Raw genomic sequence first — 23,983 nt, forward strand, 5'->3', positions numbered from 1 at the left:
CGCCACAAACTGTTTTTTACCTTTCTGCAAGCCCAAGACTAAATCGAAAGATAACACCGTTTAGTCCTTAAGATACTATCCCTGCTGCACCTTTTGAGCCTGTTTCAAAACCTTCTTTTCCTCCCGACGACGTTTAAAAAAACGGCTCAATTGGTCAGCACAATCCTGCGCTAACACGCCAGATGTCACCTCAACTTGATGATTAAAAGCAGGATGTTGCAAGAGATTAAGCACTGTTCCAGCGGCGCCGGTCTTTTCATCCCGAGCCCCAAATACCACTCTAGCAATACGGCTATGCACCATAGCGCCAGCACACATGGCACAAGGCTCAAGGGTCACATATAAGGTCGCATCAAGGAGCCGATAATTTTCAACGGTTTGCCCTGCGGCACGCAAACAAAGGATCTCAGCATGGGCACAGGGGTCATGCTGACTGATAGACAAGTTATACCCAGTCGCGATTTGCAGCCCATCTTTAACTAAGACAGCCCCAACCGGCACTTCGCCCTCTGCTTCGGCTTTCTCAGCCATTGCCATCGCGACTCGCATCCAATGCTCATCGACTTTTGATTGGTCAACATTGGAGTGCTCTACAGTTGAAACATCTTTCTCAAGCTTATTCGCATCCTGATTTTTTAGGTCCGGTTTTGTCTGCTCCACTTAAGGATTCTCTTTATTCAACAATTTGGGCAATTATACCTATAACCAATAAAAAAGGCGCACTTGGCGCCTTTCGTTAATTAATCATGCCTAAATTATTCCCACTCGATTGTTGCAGGTGGCTTGCCTGAAATATCGTAAACTACGCGGGAAATGCCATCGACTTCGTTGATGATGCGGTTAGACACACGGCCAAGGAAATCGTATGGCAGATGTGCCCAGTGCGCGGTCATAAAGTCGATGGTTTCAACGGCGCGCAGTGACACCACCCAATCGTACTTACGGCCATCACCCATCACACCTACAGAGCGAACGGGTAAGAACACGGTAAAGGCCTGGCTGACTTTGTTATAAAGATCAGCTTTGTGCAGCTCTTCGATGAAAATCGCATCGGCGCGGCGCAAAAGATCGCAGTACTCTTTCTTCACTTCGCCCAGTACTCGCACGCCTAAACCTGGGCCTGGGAACGGGTGGCGATAAAGCATGTTGTATGGCAGGCCTAACTCGAGACCAATCTTACGCACTTCATCTTTAAAGAGTTCACGCAGTGGCTCAACCAGACCTAATTCCATATCATCTGGCAGACCGCCAACGTTATGGTGCGACTTGATGACGTGCGCTTTACCTGTAGCGCTACCCGCGGATTCAATCACGTCTGGGTAGATTGTGCCTTGGGCTAACCATTTAGCATTAACGCATTTCTTGGCTTCTTCATCGAAAATTTCAACGAATACGCGGCCAATGATTTTACGTTTAGCTTCTGGATCGGCTTCACCTTTCAGCGCATCAAGGAAACGATTTTCCGCATCCACATGAACAATGTTGAGACCGAAGTGGTCACCAAACATTTCCATCACTTGCTTCGCTTCGTTCAAACGTAATAAACCATTATCAACAAATACGCAGGTCAGCTTCTTACCAATTGCGCGGTGCAGCAGCATGGCTACAACGGAAGAGTCGACACCACCTGAAAGACCTAAAATCACTTCATCATCGCCCACTTGCTTTTTCAAGCGCTCGATAGCGTCTTCGATGATTGAAGAAGGTTTCCAGTTTGCGGCACAGCCACAGATATCTAAGGCAAAATGCGACAGCATACGCATGCCTTGACGGGTATGAGTCACTTCAGGGTGGAACTGCACGCCGTAGAAGCGTTTTTCCTCACAAGACATGGCCGCGAATGGGCAAGTATCGGTTTTAGCTACGGCCACAAAGCCTGCTGGAATCGCCGACACTTTATCGCCATGGCTCATCCATACATCCAGCAGAGACTTGCCATCGCTGCTAACGGCATCTTCAATACCTTTAAACAGGGCAGATTCGGCAAGCATTTCAATTTGGGCATAACCAAATTCGCCTTCACCCACGCCTTGGATCACTTTACCGCCAAGCTGCTCAGACATGGTTTGCATGCCATAGCAAATACCAAGAACTGGTACGCCAGCATTAAACACATATTCAGGTGCGCGGGGAGAGTTATCCGCAGTCACACTTTCAGGGCCGCCCGCGAGGATAATACCGTTAGGGGCAAACTCACGAATTTGGGCTTCAGTCACATCCCATGCCCATAACTCACAGTAAACACCAATTTCACGGATACGACGGGCAATCAGTTGGGTGTACTGAGAGCCAAAATCGAGGATCAGTATCTTATGCTCATGAATATCGCTCATGGATAACCTTTATTTCATCTATTGTTTTAACTTAGCTCAAGACGAGAGGTGCAATCTTGAGGGCATACGGATCTTAATACCGGGGCGGCTAACTGCCGCCCCGGTATTACAAACGCTTAAGAACCTGAACGATAGTTCGGCGCTTCTTTAGTGATAGTTACATCGTGCACGTGGGACTCGCCCATACCCGCTGAAGTCACTTTCACAAACTGGGCTTTTTCATTCAGCTCTTGGATAGTGGCACAGCCTGTTAAGCCCATGCATGAACGTAAACCGCCCATATGTTGATGGATGATTTCCTTAAGCTTGCCTTTGTAAGGTACGCGACCTTCAATGCCTTCTGGCACAAGCTTGTCGGCAGCATTGTCAGACTGGAAATAACGGTCGGAAGAACCTTGCGACATGGCACCTAGTGAACCCATACCGCGGTATGACTTATAGGCGCGGCCTTGGTAAAGTTCCGTTTCGCCCGGCGCTTCATCAGTTCCTGCGAACATTGAGCCAGCCATAATGCATGATGCACCCGCTGCCAGAGCTTTGGCTAAGTCGCCAGAGAAACGTACACCACCGTCGGCAATAACAGGAATACCTAAACCTTTTACGGCTTCGGCCGCATCTGAAACCGCAGTAATTTGTGGTACGCCCACACCCGTCACGATACGTGTAGTGCAGATAGAACCTGGGCCAATACCGACTTTAACCGCGTTAACACCGGCTTCAACCAGCGCTAATGCGCCTTCTGCTGTCGCCACGTTCCCACCGATGATTTGTAAATCTGGGTGTTTAGCACGGGTTTCACGGATACGTTGGAGTACGCCTTCAGAATGGCCATGGGAAGAGTCAATCAAGAGTACGTCAACGCCCGCTTTAACCAGTGCATCGACACGCTCTTCATTACCTGCGCCTGCACCAACGGCTGCGCCCACACGTAAACGACCTAACTCATCTTTACAGGCGTTAGGTTTACGCTCGGCTTTCTCGAAGTCTTTAACTGTGATTAAGCCTTTCAGCTTGAAGTTATCATCAACAACTAACACTTTTTCGATACGGTGAGAGTGCATTAATTTTTGCACTTCATCTAACTTAGTGCCTTCCGCAACAGTGACTAAACGCGCTTTAGGCGTCATCACTTCTTCTACGGTTTTGCTCCAGTCAGTCACGAAACGTACGTCACGGCCGGTGATAATACCGATCAGCTCATTGGCGTCGTTGACAACGGGGTAACCCGCAAAACCATTCTTGGCGGTTAGTACTTTCAAATCAGCCAGCGTGGTTGAAGGTGTAACGGTTACTGGTTGTTGAACCACGCCCGCTTCGTAAATTTTTACTTTACGAACTTCTTCGGCTTGCTTCTCAATGCTCATGTTTTTATGAATAAAACCTAAGCCACCTTCCTGTGCCATGGCGATCGCAAGGCGCGCTTCTGTCACTGTGTCCATCGCGGCAGACACAAGCGGAATATTCAGTTCAATGGTATTGGTCAGGCGAGTTTTAAGAATAGCGGTGTTTGGGAGTACAGTAGAATGCGCAGGAACAAGTAACACATCGTCAAAGGTAAGCGCTTCTTTAATTAAACGTAGCATTTGCAACATCTCCCCAGTTGAGTAGGATTTTAGAGGTGAAATATTGCGGCGGGATTATACCTTGCATCTAGGGGGCGGTAAATGGAAAATAGTGAAAAAATCCCATTTGCGCGAGAAAACACATGCAAGTCCCTAAAAATAATATTTATACCGTCTCACGCCTCAATGGTGAAGTCAGACAAATTCTTGAGGGACAACTGGGTAAGATCTGGCTAAATGGGGAAATTTCCAACTTTTCCACCCCCAGTTCAGGCCATTGGTATTTAACCCTTAAGGATCATTTTTCACAAATTCGCTGCGCTATGTTTAAGGGGCGCAACCAAAGTGTTAGCTTTAAACCCGTGAATGGCCAGCAGGTGATCGTAAAAGGTGCAATTAGCGTTTACGAGCCGCGGGGCGACTATCAATTATTAATTGAATCAATGCTTCCGGCTGGAGACGGCTTACTGGCGCAACAATTTGAAGCGTTGAAAATGAAGCTCGCCGCGCTGGGATTATTTGCCGCCGATACTAAACGCGCACTACCCAAAAATATCCAACGCATTGGGGTTATTACCTCACCCACAGGTGCCGCTATTCGCGATGTATTACATGTGCTTGCACGGCGCGACCCATCGATTGAAGTGATTATTTACCCGACACAAGTACAGGGCGAAAACGCGGATATTAATATCTGCCAAGCAATCAATATCGCCAATCAACGGCTTGAGGTGGATGTATTACTGCTCACCCGCGGCGGTGGCTCGTTAGAAGATTTATGGTGTTTTAACAGCGAAGCCCTCGCCCATACCATTTATAACAGTGCGTTACCCATAGTGAGTGCCGTGGGTCATGAAGTCGATACCACGATCAGTGACTATGTGGCAGATGTACGAGCTCCCACCCCCTCCGCTGGTGCAGAACTGCTCTCACAGGACAGTGACAATAAAAGCCAACGTTTAGCCACAGTGCTTGCCCGCCTCAAACAGAGCGCAAGCCACTATCAACTCAAGCAGGAGAGACGTTTAAGTTTACTTGAGCACAGGTTGCAACGCTTAGATCCTAAGCGCACCTTGCAGCAGTTTGAGCAGCGTTTCGATGAGATGCAATTACGGCTCGAAGCCGCGCTTACCAACAAGCTGCATGGCTTAAGCCGCCGTCAGCAGCAACTGGCAAGTCGCCTAGAGCAACAATCGCCGAAACATAAGCTCGCGCTCGAAGCTAATCGTTTGAGTTATTTAGCGACGCGGTTGCAGGATGCCATGCAGGACAAACTCAGCCACAGCGGGCAGCGGATTAAATATGTAGCCCATCAGTTAGAGACTGTCAGTCCATTGGCGACATTGAGCCGCGGTTACAGCATCACCACTGACGTAAACGGTGCTGTTATCACATCTGCAAGTCAAATCAGTCTTGGTGATACTATTACAACTCAACTGTCCAACGAGCGTCTAATGTCTACCGTTACTCGTCTCCCATAACATTAAGCCTTTATTATTTTGCAGTTTATTGGGGAGTATGTGGCACCAAGTGATAAGCTTTCGGCTTTGTTTCCTAAATCGAGTCAGCGAACAACACTCTCATTATTGTTCAAATATCAAGCTACATAGTGGGTTTCAGGCATACTTAGCCCAGTCAGCTTATTCAAAGCCCTAATCATCGCGTAGGTTTCTCCCACCTGAGCGTTATAATTCCGCATGCTCAACGTGCCTCCTAGCAGTTGTTTTATCCTGTACATAGCGGTTTCTGAGATTGAGCGGCGATGATAACCATACCGTTTTTTCCATTGCTTATTTGAGCCATGAAGCTGTTGCCAACTGACGGCTAAGTTTCGTGGATGCCCTTTTTCCCATAGCGCAGCACCTTCCCTAGGTGGAATCAGTACTAAAGCGCGTTTTCGACGAACGGCTTCGTGACAGGCTTTCGTGTCGTAAGCACCATCACCCGAGATATTGCGGATTTTTCGATGGGTTTGCTTAAGTAAATTGGGCATCACTTCAGCGTCTGTTACACCTGATAAACTGAGTTCTGCGGCAATAATTTCATGGCTATGTGTATCGACGGCAATATGCAGTTTACGCCACACTCTGCGCTTTCCATCTGTGCCATGTTTCTTCACTTTCCACTCACCTTCGCCATAGACCTTCAAGCCTGTCGAGTCGATAGCTAAGTGCTCAATGGCGCCGCGAGTCTTGGTTTTAAAAGCAATATTGACCGTTTTCGCGCGTTTACTGATACAGGTGTAATGCGGGCAAGATAATGGGATGTCACCCAGTTTAAACACCGAATTGATAAAGCCCTGTAAGGCTCTCAGTGGCATAGAGAAAATACGCTTAACCATCAACGCAGTGGTAATGGCTAAGTCGCTAAATAATTGAGGGCGACCTTTCTTGGGCGGCTCGACCTTGGCTTTCCACTTAGCAATTGCATCCTCATCAATCCAGAAGGTAAGTGAACCGCGGTTGATTAAGGCTTGGTTGTATTGCTTCCAGTTGGTTGTTTTATAGCGAGGCTTTGACACGGTTGATGGGTAAGTTGATAGGCGATGCCGATCAGATCTGCGGCTACGGTTTTAGTTCAACCTATTTAGGAAACAAAGCCTAAGCTTTCTGCCATTTACTCTTCAAGCATTAGCTGCCACGCATGACGTGCAGCTAATAAACTAAAGATTTAGTCCTAAAGGCTAAAAATATTATCGTTATATAAACGACTAACTGTCACTTGATTCTTTTTTAAACATATTAACCAATGACCTTAAATTTTTATGTTGTGAATATTTCTTTGAATAAAGGCATATTGGTCCGAGAACGTTATTTCTAGTAGGACCATGACATACTTCTAAATTAGCATTATTACTAATCATAACATTTGGTAACAGCCCAATACCAACACCAGACTCAATCAAACGCTCAGCAAAATCCGGCGTATCAATAATTAACTTACGCTTAAACTCTTTATTTCGATTTAAGGCTGATGATAAATCATGCCAATGATCCCAGACTTTTGAATGAACGAGTGTTGGACAGGGTGAATCAAACTGTTCATTAACCTTTTTAGCCCAACTAAACTTTAAAACATCAATAACACCTTCATTAATATACCGAGAATGACTATCAAATAATCCTTCAGTAATCACTATGTCTGCATCTTCCTTATCCAACCAGCTTTTTATAGCTGTTAATTCGCCAGTTTTTATATGAAATAAATTATTGTTTATCAAATCATCTGTCAAATAAGGTGCAACATACTTTGTATAAAGCCTAGGCTGAGTAACAATAACTATAGGTTCTTCTTCAAAAAAATATTCTACGACACTATCAAACTCTTTATAACTATTAACTATTTTTTCGGCAACCAAATAGAGCTTCTCACCTTCTTTAGACAGTGAAACACGGCCTTGCTTTCTAATAAACAAAATTGTATCAAGATCTTTTTCTAATTTTATTATTTGTCCACTTATATTAGGCTGCGTTGTCTCCAATATCTCCGCAGCCCGTGAAAAGCTGGAATATTTTGCTGAGAAATAGAAAGCATGAACAGTGCTACTGCTAATCATAGATTAAAACCTTGATTTAAAATAATGACAATATAGCTAAAAACTTACTTCCACCCAACAAAAATATCACAACACGTGTCAAAAGTAACAAATATCAAATTATGGTGAGCTAGATCTACAACTAAAAATAGAAGCCAAAGTTTATATTAACTCTTTTATCCCAATCATCACCCACTTCAGGTAAACCTATATGATCATTATTGGCGGTAGAGAAGGTCATATTTTTACCCATAATAAAGTCGATCATTGTGTAGGTAGGACCTGCAGAAATCGCCATACCAGTGACGTTTTGCATACTGTTATCGTAGCTATCATCATCAACATCTGGCGTCATTAAACCAAAGTCGTTGTAGAACTTAATGCTACCCCAATCTGTGTTCACGGTTTTGGCAATGTTGATGTTATAGGCTTGGCCCTTAGAAGCAATTTCATACTGCCAGCTTACTACTGACACGCCAATTTTATTAGAGTCGATAGCATCTGCAGCATCGTATTCATATTGCATGGCTTGCATTTGTAAATTCCAGCCTTTGTAGCTGCTGTCTAAATGCAATGCTACGGCATAGCGATCGCCATTGTTGCCCGTCTCGCTGTTGTAGATTTGGCCATACTGCACAGAGCCACCAAAGGTAGTCGAGCCGCCTTCGTATTCTGTTGTATAAGTTTGGCGCACATTTAACTGGTTAGTCTCTTCATTGTGATACTCAGTGCCATTGATGGTACCGGTATACAAATCGGTCGAATAACGCTTGTTCTCGGTCGCACCATATTCAGCACTTTTATAAAAGGCTACATCTGTATGCCAACCTTGGTTTTCATAAACCACTTTAACACCTACGTCAGAGTCATCCTCAAACCCTAAGTAATATGGCAAACCAAACCACCAACTATTTGATATTAACTCTCGATTACCAAAAGGAACCTTATTAATACCAACTTGAACTTGCAGATCATCATTTACATCATAGAAACCATAACCATGTTTAATGAAATTCGTTTTTGATGACAGTCTATAATCTGCAGATACCCCCCAGTCCCCTATTTTTCCATTTAACGTTAAAGTTGCAACATCAAAATAAAAGTCTCCCCCCTTATCTTTTGAAGCTTGGTCATAATCTCTATAAGCATAGTTCGCTCTAACTGAACCGCCAAATTTAATTCCTTCATCTGGATTATCTGCATAAACACTAAAAGCAGATAATCCAACAATTGCAGACATAAACTTACATAATAATTTAGTTTTCATCAATTACTCCAAAGACATTAAACTGATTTAATTATATTATTCATAGAACAAGAAAACAGTTTAGATTAGGGTGACTAGTAGTGTGCAAAGCATATATAAAACATGCCTTGCACGATAACCATCATTTAAAAAGTAACAAAAATTATCTTGTACTGTAGGTTTTTAAAAATTTAACACCGTTATTTATATCAGGAGTGTAAATTCTATCTTTAGATACAAATGGAACATATTTACGGTATTCATGAAGAAATTCACTCGTACCATTCCCCATTTTTTGGCTATATTCTTTTGTTCTGATATCCATACCTTGTGTGGTATGCAACACCTCATAAGAGTAAATTTCATAAGCAATATCTGCAATTTTATCTAAGCGATTTGCAATTAAATTGACGTTACTAAAGGTTTCCTCAATACCAACAGATGTTGGTACGCCATAAATTGCAGCACTATTAGTCAAAGACATCGCTTCCGCATAAAGACCAGACATAGATTGTGCGATATTAGCAAAACCATCACCACCAACATTTTCCTTAGAAATTAAATATGTTGTTAATTTTGTACGGTGACCGTCATCTAATTGGGTAGTACGCCAGGCTGAAATATGAATCACTTGGGCAAGTGCACGACTCAAAGACTCCAACTGCACTGCTAGCTGGGTATTATCAAAATTAGAACCTGAGTTAACAAAAACATTTTTTCCACCAACCCGTAAGCCATCAACATAATCGCTATTGCTGTACCATAAATCATCTCTTGCATTTGTATGCACAATTGGATTGTCTGTCGTATGGTTGATTGCTGTATTAAGTAACTCTTTTGCTTGGCGTAATTCTTCTTTCGCTGCCGCTAAAATTTGACCTGATGATCTAAAGCTCAACGGGTCCTGTAAATTTCGCTTCGAATCAAGACTCCAAAGATATGAACCTTTTAAATGAGATAAAATTGATTCCGCCGCTTCATGTCCCTGTGGCCATCCTTTTGTATCGACTGTATGCCATAGAAAAGGGGACACGTTACCATTTAGCGCTTCTAAACTAGACGCAATTATCACTGATGATAGATCGAGTAGATGCTCCACTTTTTTCACTGCCGTAATAGATTGTGCTTCGGCAACATTACTATTTGAGAGAATTGAAATACCATCCATCCCAAATGGCTGATATTTTTTCAATCCTAGCTCTTTACGAACCTCAGCTGAAGAGCGACGCTTTCCTTGGTACATTACATCCCACTCACCCATTAAGGCTAAACCGACATGTGTCACCATACTCAAATCATTGGCACCTTCTGAGCCTCGAGATGGAATAAGTGGATAAACATCATTGTTGATATATTCCATATAGGCATTGGCAGCATCAACACTCATCCCTGTAAATCCTGCAGCCATCTGGTTCAAACGGATAACCATCGCCATTTTAGATTCAGCTTCAGGTAAAAATGGCTCCATCCCCGCTGCTTGTATCCGCATTTGCCGCTCATTAAATTTAATAGATTCTGAACGATTCGGCTCATTTTCGACCGAAGCCCCCGCGACACGCTGGTCTTTCAGAGCACCGTAATTAACGGTTAATCCATAAATAGAACGCCCATCTTCAGCTGCATCAATAGGCGCTTTATAAGACGCTCGAATACGCTCCCAACCTTCTTTCGAAATGTTAACATCTTCACCAGACTTAGATATTTCCCAAAGTTTATCTACAGTCAATGAAGTGCCATCAAGCGTATGAGTTGCTGCGATTGATGTCATAGGTAATATAGCGGCTATTACAAGCGGTATAGTTTTTAATTTCATGTCAACGTCCTATTATTAGTTGAATATAAAAAAGCCTAGTTAGCTTTCGAATCAAAATTAATTAACAATCAAACAAATAGAGTTTATTAAATAGAACTTACTTTAGATTTGGAAACTCCACTATATGGCAATCACTGCATATAGCATGTGATGGTTTATGCTCTGAATGACATGCTGTACACTCCAATGTATTCCGATAATGAGCAGAGTCATGGGGTAATTTATCGTATTTATTTTCTTTCGTTGGGATTTCGTCCATTGTACCATGGCATCTAATACAAAAACTTGAATCAGGTCTTTCATTCGGCACACCAGTACCGTGACATGTTTTACAACTTCCACTTTTCCCCATCAACTTAAAATGATGCTCTTTAATTGGCACTCCACTTAAAGTATTCTCCGCAGAGTAGGCAGATAAACAAGTCATTAACAAAGCACTAACCAAACCTAATTTATATATATATTTCATCATTATCACCTATTACACTTTTCTAATGGCAGCTTGATTACCTGCAATTTGCCCAAACACGAGACCATCAATAGAAGAGCAACCACCTAATCGGTCCATTCCATGTGTACCACCAGTAACTTCACCAGCAGCAAATAAGCCTGAAATAGGTTCGCAAGTATTAGAGTCAATGACTTCTGCGTTAGGCGTAATAGCAACCCCCCCCATGCAATAATGTAATTTTGGTGACAAACGGATTGAATAATATGGAGGTTTTAAAATTGTTTTTTCATCTAAAGGTTTGTTAAAAGGATCTTTTGCTTTACCTTGAACAATCTCATTCCATTCATTTATTGAATTTTGTAATGCATTAATATCAACATCATAACGTTTGGCTAATTCTTCGAGCGTTTCAGACTTTTTAATTGCACCATCACGGTAAGCCGCTTTAAATCCTTCTGCATGATTTGCCGTTGCCTCACCACAAAATACAAACGGCATATTAGGTTTTTCTTTCGTACCTGAGGCCAACACTGCCAACTGCGCATCTGCACGAGTTCGACGGTCTGCTAATTCATTCATGAATCTCGCCCCTGTTTTTGGGTCAATAGCGATCCCTTCTGCAAAGGCGTAATCAGCAAAGAAACTTGCAGGGCCAGCTCCCTTTTCATCCGGTGTAGCCCAAGGCCCTAACTGGTACATGTCTAACATGACCGGCAGTGCACGAATAGAGAGCAGTGACTTAATCATGGTTGCTGTAGCACCAGGCTGAGCAGTGCTTTCAAGTTTCTGATATGCAGGCATTGTTGTTTTAATAAACTGGTGATCTTGTCCCCATCCACCAGAAGCAACAATTACCCCTTTTTTAGCTTTATAAGCGAATTGACCTCTATTGGAACCGCTCTTAAAATCGTATTTTTCGCTGACAACAATACCTGTCACACCGCTGTCGCCACGAATGATTTCTTCAACATTCGTTCTATTTTGAAATATGATCCCAGCCTTGCGAAGGTAGTTATGCATAGGAACGACAATTCCGCCGCCAGATGCACTTTCGGGTAAATGTGCACGTGGGGCACTATGCCCACCTAGACGAATCACTTTGTCTTGAAACTTAACGCCACATTCCATCAGCATATCGTAAGCTTTGTGCGCTTCTGTAGCTAAAGTGCGGCAAAGTTCAGGATGATTAAAACCACGTCCAGCTTTAAGCATATCTTTGATCATTAATTCTGCGGAGTCTTCAATTCCTAATTTTTTTTGCATCGGAGTTAATGGCATACACATCAAGCCACCACATATAGCTGAGTTGCCACCAAATGCCTCCATTTTTTCTAGAACTATAATATTTTTTATCCCTGCTTTATGGGCTGAATAAGCAGCTGACAGGCCAGCAAAACCACTGCCGATAATGATAATATCAAATTCTTTATCCCAAGTTCTTCCATAATTATCATTCGATGCTTTAATTGGAAATGCCATAGCGGCTGTGATGCCTGTTGCTAACTTCAGGAAATCTCTTCTTCCGGCCATAATACCCTCACCCGTTAAATATTTTTGCAAATATAAATAAGAAACATAAATTAATATAAAGAATTAACCGCAATAAACGTTAGAGTAAAACTTAACTTTACCACTAACACTAAATCGCACATTACGTAAGCAATGTTTAAAATTGGCCAATATTTATTACGATATGTGGTATAATATTTTTATTAAACAATTGTTAATGTGACTCACAGCCGCCATTTTTTGCCATAAGTTTCACTTATCACCTTAGTGTGATCGAGATCTGTATACTTACAAAAGAGTGAGATAGCTTTGTTATACAGGGAGAATCCGCCTGACTAATGCTCCTAATCGCTATGATTAAACACATAATATTAATCCGAATATCTAGTGTTAATAGTATGCAAAACACTACAACGTAGCGGTTAAAATTCAGACAGTCATTAGCATCTAATTTTGATTGAACTGCAAATATATGGCTTTAAAAATCAATTTTTATTAAAAAATCACTTCTTACGGAGTGACATTAGAATTTTACTTACTTTCTAATGTATTGGTTACTTGTTAAGCAGGATATGTGAAATGAAGTAGGAGATGGGAGCAATTAATTCACTGATGATAAAATTGTCATTTAAAAACCCCCATATGACTCAATATGGGGGATGTATCTTCAATCAATAGGCTGAATGAGCTTAGTATGACCTAGTACGTAGACGTTTACGGCGCAGGCCGAAGAGTCCTAGCAGGACGATACTCCAAAATATTGCCCCACCGCTATTTTCAGTATTGATATAGGTTATCTCTAGTGACATATCACTGCTTTGACTGAATTCGCCATCAGTGACATTAACGTTGAACTTTGCAACTTGGCTTGAATTCACCTCAGGTAAACTTAAAATCACCTCACCTTTACCGTCATCTTTAATATCCACTGCCGGACCACTTATCTGGGTGACAGTGTAGGACAGAGGATCTTGATTTGCATCCTCCGACACAATGTTGAATTTAACATCACTCCCCATATTGCCTTTGATTTCTTTTGGAACAGCAAGGCTTGGTGCCTTATTTGTATTACTAACCATCAAGCTGCCTTGCTGTACATCAAAATCTGATTTATCCGTATTGAGTGACCAATCAACCTTAAAGTCACCACTTATAGGGGATTTTTGATTGATTTTTGCAACAATAAGCGTACTAGTCTCACCCGGCGCTAATGTCACCTTAATATTATTTTTGTCATGATTTAAACTTATGTCTCCATTCGTTTCGACATCCGTTATGGTTAAATTATCAGCCATAGCTAAATTAAGCGTATAGGTTAGCGAATCTGATGTCGGGTTAGTCGGAAGTTGGATATTAAGTTCAGCCTCTTTCCTATGACTTAAGTCACCTTTAACTAAGTCTATTTTCACTGAGGGTTTTACTCGATTAACCACTAGGTTACTACGAGCAATAGCTCGTGCAGCTGTTGGTGTATTTCGGTCAAAAACTTCCAGCTCACTGTAATAAACCCCTTCAATCATATCGCCACTCCAGCTTAAATGAGCGCTTAATGCGTCATATGGCTTTGTGGACATATTTGGAATGGTTACCAGTGCTGGCAAAGTCTCGGTATTTGGCTGTAACAGCACGTCAAGTCTAACAGCGTCTAATGGATCACCACTTCCTTTATAATTATGTGCTAATACCCAATAACGGCCACTTCCCGCATTTAAACGACAAGCTTCGCCAACATTCATACTTGTGGCACATGCCTGAGTTAATTCCACTATTTCAGGTATGCCATTGTTATTACTGTCTAACCCAATAAAAACATCAATATCTATTGCGCTTGATTCCCCCACAATGACACGCAAATTGCTTGAACCATCAGGTACATTTATAAAACTTAGCGCGGTGCCGTCATTAACGTTATCAAACGGTGAGCGATTATCAGAATCCGCAGCAAGCGTTAAATGATAAGAGGTTGCCTTCTCCAGCGGTTTTATATTGAAAAGTAAATTTTCTGGATAACGAAAGTGAAAATCGGCTAGTTCTAGGTCACCTTTATTCCAAAAATAATCTTGGGTGATAAATGCAGGAACTAATGCGATTAAGGGTTTTACCGCTACTGGTAAAGATAACATTGGTGAATTATCAGAGGGAGCTAAATTGACTTGCATAAAGCTCCAATCCTCGTTCGCACGCAACGCTATATTTGCCGTAAAAGTAACAGTCACACTTTCCCCTTCTTTGATATCAAAACTCGAAGGGGAAGCAGAAATAGTGACACCATCGACATTACCGTTACTTGATACAGTCCAACTGCCATCTCGTGTTGCACGTAAGGTACGAGTCCAACTGCAGGAGTTCATGCATTGAGTTGAAGTCAGCACTGGCAGGTTCAGTGATGTCACATCTCCGCCTAATTCTGGGTTTGCCGCCTTATACTCATCGATAGGCACATCCATAACGAGTCCAGCCTGCGCGGCTTTATCGATTTGAAGTCTACCTGAGCCTATATCGAAAATACCTGCTGGCGTTTTGCCATCCTCTTTTAAGACATTAGTCGTTGCAGTCAGCATCATTGCAGATTGGATCTCAGCAGGAGTCCAGTCTGGGTGAAGTTGACGTAATAACGCTGCGCTACCAGCAACATGCGGAGAAGCCATAGAGGTGCCACTTAAGAAGGCAAAATCCGAAGGGGCTGCATCATTAACGGAAGTAAATGGCATTTCATCCGCATAAGCAGCATAGATATCAACACCTGGTGCGGCAATATGTGGAACCATCAACTCAGTTTGCCATTTGTAAGGCCCCCTTGATGAAAAGTCCGCTAAAATATCCGCATTAGCTTGATCATACTCTGCATTTGCAGCACTAATGCTCACCTTAGGAGTGTCAGTGCGCTTCATCCATTCCAACAACTGTTTGCCATCTAACTCATTGATGAGTAATGAAGGCAATGCATAACGAGCGCTAGCCATATTCTGGTTAGAAGTAGGGGTATTACGTATGATGACCCCAGCGGCAAAGAACATATTCGTCACTTTGTCTGCTAAGGAAATTTCACCACGATCACATATAACCACTTTACCTCTTAAATCTGCCATCACAGGATCAAAAAAATAAACTCGACTATTGCATAGGGCAAGCGAATTGCCGTTTATATCTTTGTAGTCACCTGCATACACTATTTCGGTTTCATCGCTGAGAGCATTGATCACTCCATTACTGGTAAATACATCAGCCAAACCTTCTATTTGGGGTAGAGGATCTCCAGTCACTCCGGAGCCACTCAGTACATGACTCCAAACTCTTTGATGAGAACTTGCGGCAACTGAAATCGCCCAAGGTGCCACATTTCCAACAGTTTCAGCATCAGGCCCCGCATTCCCAGCGGCCATAGCCACAAAAATGCCAGCTTCACGGGCAGACAAAAAAGCAATATCCGATGCTGTATTCCAGGGATCATTCTGAACCCCTCCACGGGGGCCAATAGAGTAGTTCAACACATCTACCCCTGCTTTTATCGCTAGCTCGACAGAGGCTATCGTCAGGCTCGGGTAACAACCTGATTGGTCGCAAACTTGATAAGAAATGATGTTTGCGTGCGGGGCAACACCGGAGATATTAGAAAGTACTGTGCCAGTTTCAATCCCATCTCCCACTTCCTCACCAATATTGGGCATTAACACAGGTACATTGACTAATGCATTTCCCGCAGCAGTTGAAGCGGTATGACTGCCGTGACCGTTATAATCTTCACCATTTGCTGGACGCAATCCATTATATTCATCCGTAACTAAAGGAAAACTATATACTCCTATCAGTTTGTCATTACACAAGGTGGCATCTTTGACACAATCGCCCAAATAGTTGCCAGAGCCGAGCGGATTAATGATGTTGTGGCCATCGTCTCCGACAGCAGAAAATGCACGATTATCCGTATTAATCCCTGTATCTAAGATACCAATGATTATCCCGTCCCCCTTTGCAGCGAGACCCGTCGCATTTCCATCCCAAAGATTACTCGCCCCAATAAGTTGCGGACCATTATCCGTTTGGAGTTCAGTTGGTGTTTCTTTAATCACCTTCAATACCTGTGGTACTGTCAGCATTGTTTTTGCTTCATCTGGCGTTAACTCTAACACCATACCGTTAAAGGCCGTGTCGAACTGCATTTTTGCTTGCAAAGGCCGACCAAGAGTTTTACTCGCTGTCGTTTTAAATATACCTTGATGATGAGCAATCTCTTGACGATATTGTTCTAATTGAGATGTTTGTAGGAGATGACTTATCTTTTGCGGTAATTTCTGCGTGATAGATGCTTTACTAACACTCGTCCTATCCTGTGGTGCTTTATTAAATAATTGCGCAGCGTGTGTTGCAGCTGGAGCTTGCATTAATTGTATGATGTAACGACTACGGCCAGAGTGATCAGCTCTAACGTCAGCATCAGCGTTGATGACATAATTAACTTTATTCTGCCAACTATATGCTTTTAGATTTTCTTGACTCGCTTGAGATATGCCGGTAAGTCCAATGGCAATCGCGATAAATGATTTATTAAACATGTGAACCTCACGCATTAAATTGGGACTTACCAAAAATTCTTTTCCATATACCCAGAAGACCGAGTAAAAGGAGAGAAATACCTAAACTGCCACCGCTACTGTCAGAGCTTGATTGTTCTGCAACGCTTAAGTTAAAACTTTTGCTGAACATCTCACCATTCGCATCTTTCGCTTCTAGCAAGAAAGTCACTGAACCATTACTCAGAGGCGCCGTACCATTAAGTGAGCCTTCATTTCCAACTGTGTAAACGGTTCTGGCACCACTCACTTGTGACCAGTGATAACTGATAGGCAACTTTGCACTTGTAATCATAGGTTTTAGGGTAAATTGTTGACCTAATTGAGCTTGCGTGTCAGCGCCCTTGAGCGTCGGAGAGGATGTGTTTTTCACAATAACATCAACGTGTTCTTGACTGACAAGCACACCATCAGTGACAGAGAGAGCAAAGGTTAATTTGGTGTCGGCAGCAACATAATCTGTTGCAATATCCAATTGACTGTTATTGTTAGTAAAGCTAACACTAGGTCCTGCAGTCTGCTGCCAACTAAACTCAAGTTTGGCGTCTGCTGCGGCATCGATGCTTGCGGTAATTTGTGCATGTTCCCCTTCGTTAATGCTAATACTGCTAAATGGCATCACCTTAGGGGGACGATAACTGGGTGCTTTAACTTTTATCACAGATAAACCAACACGTTCGACATTGTCTAAATCTTGCACTTTTGCTAAGACGGTATCGGGCAGCTCAAGCCAATTATCAGTGCTAATTGTAAAAGCTAGCTTATTCGCAGCCTCTTGCACTTGTGAATTTACCACCCCAGCCGATGAGGAGACGGTTTTCTCATGGTGCTGACTTTTTGAATCTAATATTTTTAATGTGATTAATTTATCTTCGCCTGGGCTTAAATTAATTGGCGCGATCTTTTCTACAAGAATATCTTTACTGATGCCTGAATTAGCATTGCCATCAAAATTCAGAAGGTTAAGTGTTCCACCGGATGAGTCAGTCTCAGAGTCAACAACATAACTGAGTAGAGGTTGACCAAAAATGGTTCTACCAAAGGCCATATTATCGATAACTTCAATGGGGCCATCGGAAAATGAAACCGGTAAACTGCGATTATCCCCAGTCTTGGTATCAATAACCTGGGCATACAAATAATACTTGTAAATCGTTTCTTCACCGTAGGTCATATTAAGATGACCATGTTCATTTAATGTAATAGCCGGGTTGGTATAACCGCTAAACCAGTTATCTAATGGTCCTTCAGTGTTGAGTCGTTTCCAATCTTTCAGCATGCTTGGATGAGTACTGCCATCACTATTCCAAATAAATTTTCCTTGCTGATTAATAGCAACACCTTTAATTGCACTATAGTGGCTACTTTCACCGCTTTCCGCTTGCACTGACTGACTTGCTGGCCAAGTCACATAGTAAGTTTCACCATCATAGGCAAGTGAGACTGCACCATTTTCTAATGAATCACCAGAAAGCCTTAAGCCTTGTCCCGAGAAGACTTTTTGGCCATCAGCCCGCACATGCTGTAGAAGGATAATCCCCTGATTCGGACCAGTAATATGATAAAAACTGAGAACGACGCCCCCTTCTCCATCACTTTTAACTTGAACGGATCGTCCACTATTAACTTGATGAAGAAAGTTGTCTCCAGAAGTAATGCTAACAGGCTCTGCCCACATAGGCTTTCCATCGACGATGGAGTATTTTTGCATCATAAAGTGGGAGGCGGTTGTGTCAGGTGTCGCTCCTACTTCGAGTAACACAATGACAGAATCATCACTCACTATCGGTTGGCTGGCAAAGGTATAGCTATTATTGATAGTAATATCTTTACTCCATACCAATTTGCCTTCTTTATTGACACAACTAAGACTACCAAAAGTATCGACCGTATAGTTAGAGGTAGACTTACTCCATGCTGCAACAATATGCTCTGCATGCGCCCCCAAACTAATACCAAGACTATTAACGGGAAGATCAACATTAGGGGTTAAATTTAAAGGTTGTTCCCAAGCCAACTTTCCATCTTTGGATATTTTGGCTAAATAAACTGCACTGTGGTCACTATAATTGCTACCTTCAAATATATCGGAAGCGATATAGGCATTCCCCTCTGAATCGGTAACAGCACCATAGTAAGAAGCCCAAGCTTTGCTTGTATCAAACACGAGTACAGGCTCATTCCAAGATGGATTTCCAAGTGAGTCATAGTGTTGAATTAAAACATCAAATCCCCCTTTATCATCGTAAAATCCACCATTTCGGAAGCTGACAAAAGCACCGCCATCATTATCAGGGGCAATAAGCGGTGAATTCGCATCCTGTGCAACACGAATAGGGTCCAATGTTGGGGTACTGGGCCATTGAGCAAAAGCTGACGTCGATGTCCCAAGCAGAAGTGAAATCACTGCAGCTATGTAACTTTTTTTGGTCATTTTATATGACTCCTTAATTGTTATTCACAATGTCCATTAAGGAGTTTTATAAATATGAAGTCCATGGGACCTAATGAGCATATTACTAGGACTAAAGTCCTAGTCTATATTTAGCGACCATTCACAAGCTGAGCCACTAAAAACAACTTAATAACGAGAATGAAATTAGATAGGTGCTTATATAAAAAGCCTTACTATTAACTTTCAGAAAGCAATAGTGCAGCTTGGGTTCTATTTTTGACATCTAACTTCTCAAAAATAGCAGAGATATGTGCTTTTACGGTTTTTTCAGAGATATTTAAACTATCGGCTATAGTCTTATTTGAATGACCCGCAGCGATTAAATGTAACACTCTGAATTGACTAGGGGTTAGTGTTTTAATTTTTTTTGCATTGATTGTTTCTATAGATGATTTAATTTGAGTAAGGGGAAATTGATAACTACCATCAAGGATTTGCTCTACCTGTTTAAAAATATTAGTAGGGGCCGTAGATTTTGAAATAAATGCAGCCCCATGTTGAATACATTGGCTACGGGCAATAAGATCATCTAATGCACTGATCACAACAATGGGTAATGTTGGAAACTGAGTTCGCAAAAATGACAACCCTGCATAACCGCTACTTCCCGGCATGAACAGATCCATGATTAACAAATCGATCTCTTCCACTTGCAGGTAAAGACTATCAAATAATTCAATATAATTATTGGCCTGAGAAACTTGTGTACCGGGGAGATGGGAAACAAGGCCATTGACTAAAGCATCTAAGTATAAAGGGTGGTCATCGGCAATCATGACATGAAAAGTCGGCAACACACTTATTTCCTTTTACTCTGGTTTAATAACCACATCAGCTTACCCAATTTCAAGGGCTTAGAAAAGAAAAATAGATCTGTTTGTGACGGAATTCGGAGTCCTGCTTCAGGATTACCTGACATGTAAATCAATGGTTTAGCATCTGTTAAGCGCTGTCGGTACTCAACTAAGTATGCAAGTCCATCTTGCTCAGTTCCTATATCTATGTCAGATAGAATTGCATCAAAGATAGCGGTTTTATCCTGTAGTAATGATATCGCATGTCGGTAACCACTTACTTTTATGCCACGTACCATGAGTGACGAGCACAGATGATTGAGTTGCTCATAGTCATCTTCAACAATACCTAAGTGAAATATTGCAGCCTCATCTTCAATATGACTAAAAGTAGGCTTATCAATCAATGGCAATTTCAAGGTAAATTGTGTTCCTTCCCCTAAAGTGGAACGTATTGAAAGCGAGATCCCTAATAAATCTGCAATACCTTTCACAACTGAAAGCCCTAAACCTGACCCTTGATAGCGGCTAGTCCAACGTTTAAAAGGGGTAAATAACTCAGCTTGCATCTGCTGAGTCATTCCTGGTCCTTGATCGATTACTTCTATGACTGCATGTTGCCGTTCTTGGCAAACACTTAAACTCACACTGGTATCTGGGTCACTTATTTTTATGGCATTACTCAATATGTTATCAATTACACGTCGAAGAAGCAGTGAATCACTAGCAACCCAAACATCCGATTTAATATCAGTCATAAGATTAAGTCGAAAACTCTGTGCCAAAGTTAAGTGCTCTTCGGCAACCTTAGCAATAAATATACCCAGATCAAAAGATGAGATTTGCGGTACTAATACTCTGGCATCTAGTCGTGACAATTCAACAATGGATGAAACCAATTGCTCAAGAAAACTGAGGCTCGTATTAATCTTATAACTAAGCTTATTATCTTCAATTTGTTCTAATTGAAGCCTAATTAAGCCTATAGGATGTTTAAGGTCGTGACTTGCTGCGGCAATAAATCGTGTTTTAGCTGTATTGGCTTCTTCAGCCTCCTCTTTTTTTTGCGCTAATTCATTCGTGCGTATTTGAACTTCATGTTCTAGTTTTCGGGAATAATCTTGTTGGTGGCGGTTTTTTTCAACCTCTAGGGCTAAAAGACTTCTATCTGCTTTAATCCTATGGCTCACGAGTAAAGCAATGACGACTAAACCGATAAAAATATAAAGACTTATTGCTAATGATGACTCCCAAAATCCGGGGGCTATTTCTAATGTAGCCAACGCGATAGGGCTACTTCTCCCCGAAAAATCACGACTCTCAAGTTCAACCTGATAACTACCTGGCCGCAAGTTTATCATGGGGATAAACGACGACTTTAGTTCAACCCACTCATCAGAAAGCGATTTTATTCGATAGCGGTAACTTGCTTGTTTGGGTAAATCTGACGGTGTTGCAACAAAATGTAATCGAATAAACTCTGGGGCAGTTAACTTACCAGTTCCACTTGAACCCAAACGATACGTAAGACCATCAACATCTAAATGGGTCCATGTAATTTGAGGGGCTGGACTTTTGATTGCTTGGGAGTCAAACACTAGAGTCAAGCCTCTCTCTCCAGCAAAGTACGGAACATTATTCAAAGTACCGCAACTAAATTGACTAAACTCCTGCTCATGAGTGCCCTGTAAAGAACTTAAATAAATGAGTGATTCCTGCTGAGAATCAAATATGACGAGACCTTTATGGCTAGATAAGATGAGCTGCCCATTATGATCTCTGATAGCACAAACTAAAGTTTGACTGGCTAATTTATCACGGCTTGATACCTGAGTAATACTGATAGGACTCGATGAATCGACCTGGAAAAGTCCAAGATTTGCAGTAAGCACATACAGTTTATCTTTTTGAGCAAACAAGTTTATCGCAATACCTAAACCATGATGTTGTTGCCACTGCTGCGGTTTTTGCCAGTCATTATCCATCGATGCCGACATCAAGCCATTTTGGTAGGAGGCCACGTAGAGTCGCCCCTGCCAATATTCTGCCGTAGCACTCCCTGTTAAGAATGGTTTTTCCCAGAGTAATTGCCATTTATTTTGCCGCTGTTGGTAAACCTTCATACTTGTTAGTAAATGAAATACTCTAATGTCCTCTTGAGGTTGATTCATATTAAATAATTGGACATTTCCGAGTTGTGCAAATCGTTCTTCTAAAGAGGTAAAAGCACCGTTATGTGGTGTAAGAATAAGATTGTTATTTGTTAATGATGATAGATAAATATCCCCCCCATCTACGAATAGATTTGTGGGTACAAATCCCTGAGGGTAATCATATTCACGATATAGACGCAAAATGCTAGCGTCTAAAGTCCATAACGTAAGCTTATCAGGTTGAGCAATCACTAATCGCTCTTGTCCATTTAACATGACCTTATTAACGGCAAGTTGATTACTAGGATACCCACCAATCCCTGTATTAAACGCTTGAACTTCTTTATATGTATTCGGTATCCGATATAAGCCATTAAAGGTTCCAACGAAAATATCCCCAGATTTGGCAGGGATGAGATTTCGGGCAATGCGTGATGCTTGGTAAGCATTATTTTGGCTATGTGGATAAATCCATTCTAACTTATCTGTGATCAAATCTAGACGGCCAATACCTTTATCTGTTGCAAGGAACAACGCAGTGTCTTGCTGGTAGATCTGAGCAATATTATTTGTAGGTAATTTTTGGTTTGCTTTGGAATATGTGCGGCAATCTAATCCCTGCAAATTACAGGAGTATAGTCCCTGTTCCATCTGGCTAATCCAAATGCGTTCTGCTGAGATAGTGCTCGCTTTATAAGTTCCTGCGGGAATGTCAGGTTGTAGGGGAGTGACATCCCCAGTACTCAAATTTAATACCCCAAAACCATTTGGACCGATTAAGAGCAAATGCTGTTCATCATAAGATCCTAATGTATTTATAATCTGGAATAACTCCGGCAGTTTAACTTCTTGAACCTGACCCGTGTTAATCTGAAACTGATAAAGTTTTTGCGATGAAAGATAAAATATTGTCTGCTCAGTATGTAACAGCATATGAGAGATAGATTGGTTTAAGGTAATAACATGACTCTCAAGCGTAGTAGTATCTATATAATCTAAGCCCACATCACTAGCAACCCATAATCGCCCTTGTTGATCTAATGTTAAATCGGTGATAACTGTTCCCGACAAACGATGCTCAGCTTGGTCGCGACGGAATACGAGCAGTTCATTATTGTTAATTAGGTTTAACCCATCTTGGGTACCAACCCATATACGCCCATAGTTATCTTCCTCTAATGCAAGCACCACATTTTGAGACAGACCATTTTCACTACTAATTTGTTGTGCTAAGGGATAATAGGCTGCCTTAGCTTGCGCAGATACAATAAAAGACCAAAAAACTAGAAAAATAGATAGGTAATAACAACGACTCATAAGTGTCAGTCTTTTTTGATAGCATTGTGAGCCAACATTAGACCTTACCATTCAGTAAAATGCAAAAACTCCCTTAAAAACAAAAGGAACCACAAGGTTCCTTTTTAGCATAAGTATTATGGTGTTGATGTGGCGAGATTAGGTGTTGTTCCGCCAAGCAAGCTCGCGTTTGCCAAACGAGGGATAACATGTCGTTATTCCTATCAACTGACAAACAGCTCTTATGAAGAAAGTAATAAAACAG

14 protein-coding genes are annotated in these 23,983 nt (G+C 41.8%); 1 reads left to right on the forward strand and 13 read right to left on the reverse strand.

Annotation, left to right across the window (positions count from 1 at the left end; translation table 11 throughout):
- Positions 1-75: 75 nt before the first annotated feature.
- The 3 genes from tadA to guaB all read right to left on the reverse strand — a co-directional run bounded on the left by tadA (position 76) and on the right by guaB (position 3,916).
- A complete protein-coding gene (gene tadA, locus SO_RS15355; protein ID WP_274544339.1) occupies positions 76-660 on the reverse strand; it encodes a tRNA adenosine(34) deaminase TadA in 585 nt (194 codons plus the stop codon).
- A gap of 95 nt (positions 661-755) precedes the next feature.
- A complete protein-coding gene (gene guaA / locus SO_RS15360) occupies positions 756-2,333 on the reverse strand; it encodes a glutamine-hydrolyzing GMP synthase (protein ID WP_011073171.1) in 1,578 nt (525 codons plus the stop codon).
- A gap of 116 nt (positions 2,334-2,449) precedes the next feature.
- Positions 2,450-3,916, reverse strand: coding sequence for an IMP dehydrogenase (guaB, locus tag SO_RS15365; RefSeq protein ID WP_011073172.1), 1,467 nt, complete (start codon positions 3,914-3,916; stop codon positions 2,450-2,452).
- Positions 3,917-4,038: 122 nt separating this feature from the next.
- Between guaB and xseA the strand changes: the two genes are divergently transcribed.
- Entirely contained in the window at positions 4,039-5,376 is a 1,338-nt protein-coding gene (xseA, locus tag SO_RS15370) for an exodeoxyribonuclease VII large subunit (protein WP_011073173.1), read from the forward strand.
- A gap of 116 nt (positions 5,377-5,492) precedes the next feature.
- Here xseA and SO_RS15375 read toward each other — a convergent pair whose 3' ends face one another.
- The 10 genes from SO_RS15375 to SO_RS15420 form a co-directional block, all read right to left on the reverse strand.
- Positions 5,493-6,416, reverse strand: a complete 924-nt coding sequence (locus SO_RS15375) for an IS5-like element ISSod12 family transposase (RefSeq protein ID WP_011073174.1) — start codon at positions 6,414-6,416, stop codon at positions 5,493-5,495.
- 189 nt (positions 6,417-6,605) lie between these two features.
- Positions 6,606-7,451: a LysR family transcriptional regulator gene (locus SO_RS15380; protein ID WP_011073175.1), complete on the reverse strand. Its 846-nt coding sequence runs from the start codon at positions 7,449-7,451 to the stop codon at positions 6,606-6,608.
- Between the two features lie 121 nt (positions 7,452-7,572).
- Complete coding sequence (locus SO_RS15385; RefSeq protein ID WP_011073176.1) at positions 7,573-8,697, reverse strand: porin family protein; 1,125 nt, start codon at positions 8,695-8,697, stop codon at positions 7,573-7,575.
- 142 nt (positions 8,698-8,839) lie between these two features.
- Positions 8,840-10,489 (reverse strand): HAL/PAL/TAL family ammonia-lyase, encoded by a 1,650-nt coding sequence (locus SO_RS15390; protein ID WP_011073177.1) that lies wholly within the window; start codon positions 10,487-10,489, stop codon positions 8,840-8,842.
- A gap of 97 nt (positions 10,490-10,586) precedes the next feature.
- Positions 10,587-10,961, reverse strand: a complete 375-nt coding sequence (locus SO_RS15395; RefSeq protein WP_011073178.1) for a cytochrome c3 family protein — start codon at positions 10,959-10,961, stop codon at positions 10,587-10,589.
- 9 nt (positions 10,962-10,970) lie between these two features.
- Positions 10,971-12,470: a flavocytochrome c gene (locus SO_RS15400; RefSeq protein WP_011073179.1), complete on the reverse strand. Its 1,500-nt coding sequence runs from the start codon at positions 12,468-12,470 to the stop codon at positions 10,971-10,973.
- Between the two features lie 668 nt (positions 12,471-13,138).
- Complete coding sequence (locus SO_RS23420; protein WP_011073180.1) at positions 13,139-17,002, reverse strand: S8 family serine peptidase; 3,864 nt, start codon at positions 17,000-17,002, stop codon at positions 13,139-13,141.
- A 7-nt stretch (positions 17,003-17,009) separates the two neighbouring features.
- Entirely contained in the window at positions 17,010-19,454 is a 2,445-nt protein-coding gene (locus SO_RS15410) for a cell surface protein (RefSeq protein ID WP_011073181.1), read from the reverse strand.
- Positions 19,455-19,651: 197 nt separating this feature from the next.
- On the reverse strand, positions 19,652-20,272 hold the full coding sequence (locus tag SO_RS15415; protein WP_011073182.1) for a response regulator transcription factor: 621 nt from the start codon (positions 20,270-20,272) through the stop codon (positions 19,652-19,654).
- A gap of 2 nt (positions 20,273-20,274) precedes the next feature.
- Positions 20,275-23,739 (reverse strand): ATP-binding protein, encoded by a 3,465-nt coding sequence (locus SO_RS15420; protein WP_164925743.1) that lies wholly within the window; start codon positions 23,737-23,739, stop codon positions 20,275-20,277.
- Between the last annotated feature and the right edge of the window lie 244 nt (positions 23,740-23,983).

It is taken from the genome of Shewanella oneidensis MR-1, assembly GCF_000146165.2.
Taxonomy (GTDB): domain Bacteria; phylum Pseudomonadota; class Gammaproteobacteria; order Enterobacterales; family Shewanellaceae; genus Shewanella; species Shewanella oneidensis.

Excerpts from the sequence above, each read along its gene's own strand:
- guaB (WP_011073172.1), bottom strand. The coding sequence starts at position 3,916 with ATGCTACGTTTAATTAAAGAAGCGCTTACCTTTGACGATGTGTTACTT.
- SO_RS15400 (WP_011073179.1), bottom strand. The coding sequence starts at position 12,470 with ATGGCCGGAAGAAGAGATTTCCTGAAGTTAGCAACAGGCATCACAGCC.
- SO_RS15410 (WP_011073181.1), bottom strand. The coding sequence starts at position 19,454 with ATGACCAAAAAAAGTTACATAGCTGCAGTGATTTCACTTCTGCTTGGG.
- SO_RS15390 (WP_011073177.1), bottom strand. The coding sequence starts at position 10,489 with ATGAAATTAAAAACTATACCGCTTGTAATAGCCGCTATATTACCTATG.
- guaA (WP_011073171.1), bottom strand. The coding sequence starts at position 2,333 with ATGAGCGATATTCATGAGCATAAGATACTGATCCTCGATTTTGGCTCT.
- SO_RS15380 (WP_011073175.1), bottom strand. The coding sequence starts at position 7,451 with ATGATTAGCAGTAGCACTGTTCATGCTTTCTATTTCTCAGCAAAATAT.
- xseA (WP_011073173.1), top strand. The coding sequence starts at position 4,039 with ATGCAAGTCCCTAAAAATAATATTTATACCGTCTCACGCCTCAATGGT.
- SO_RS15420 (WP_164925743.1), bottom strand. The coding sequence starts at position 23,739 with ATGAGTCGTTGTTATTACCTATCTATTTTTCTAGTTTTTTGGTCTTTT.
- SO_RS23420 (WP_011073180.1), bottom strand. The coding sequence starts at position 17,002 with ATGTTTAATAAATCATTTATCGCGATTGCCATTGGACTTACCGGCATA.
- SO_RS15395 (WP_011073178.1), bottom strand. The coding sequence starts at position 10,961 with ATGATGAAATATATATATAAATTAGGTTTGGTTAGTGCTTTGTTAATG.
- SO_RS15385 (WP_011073176.1), bottom strand. The coding sequence starts at position 8,697 with ATGAAAACTAAATTATTATGTAAGTTTATGTCTGCAATTGTTGGATTA.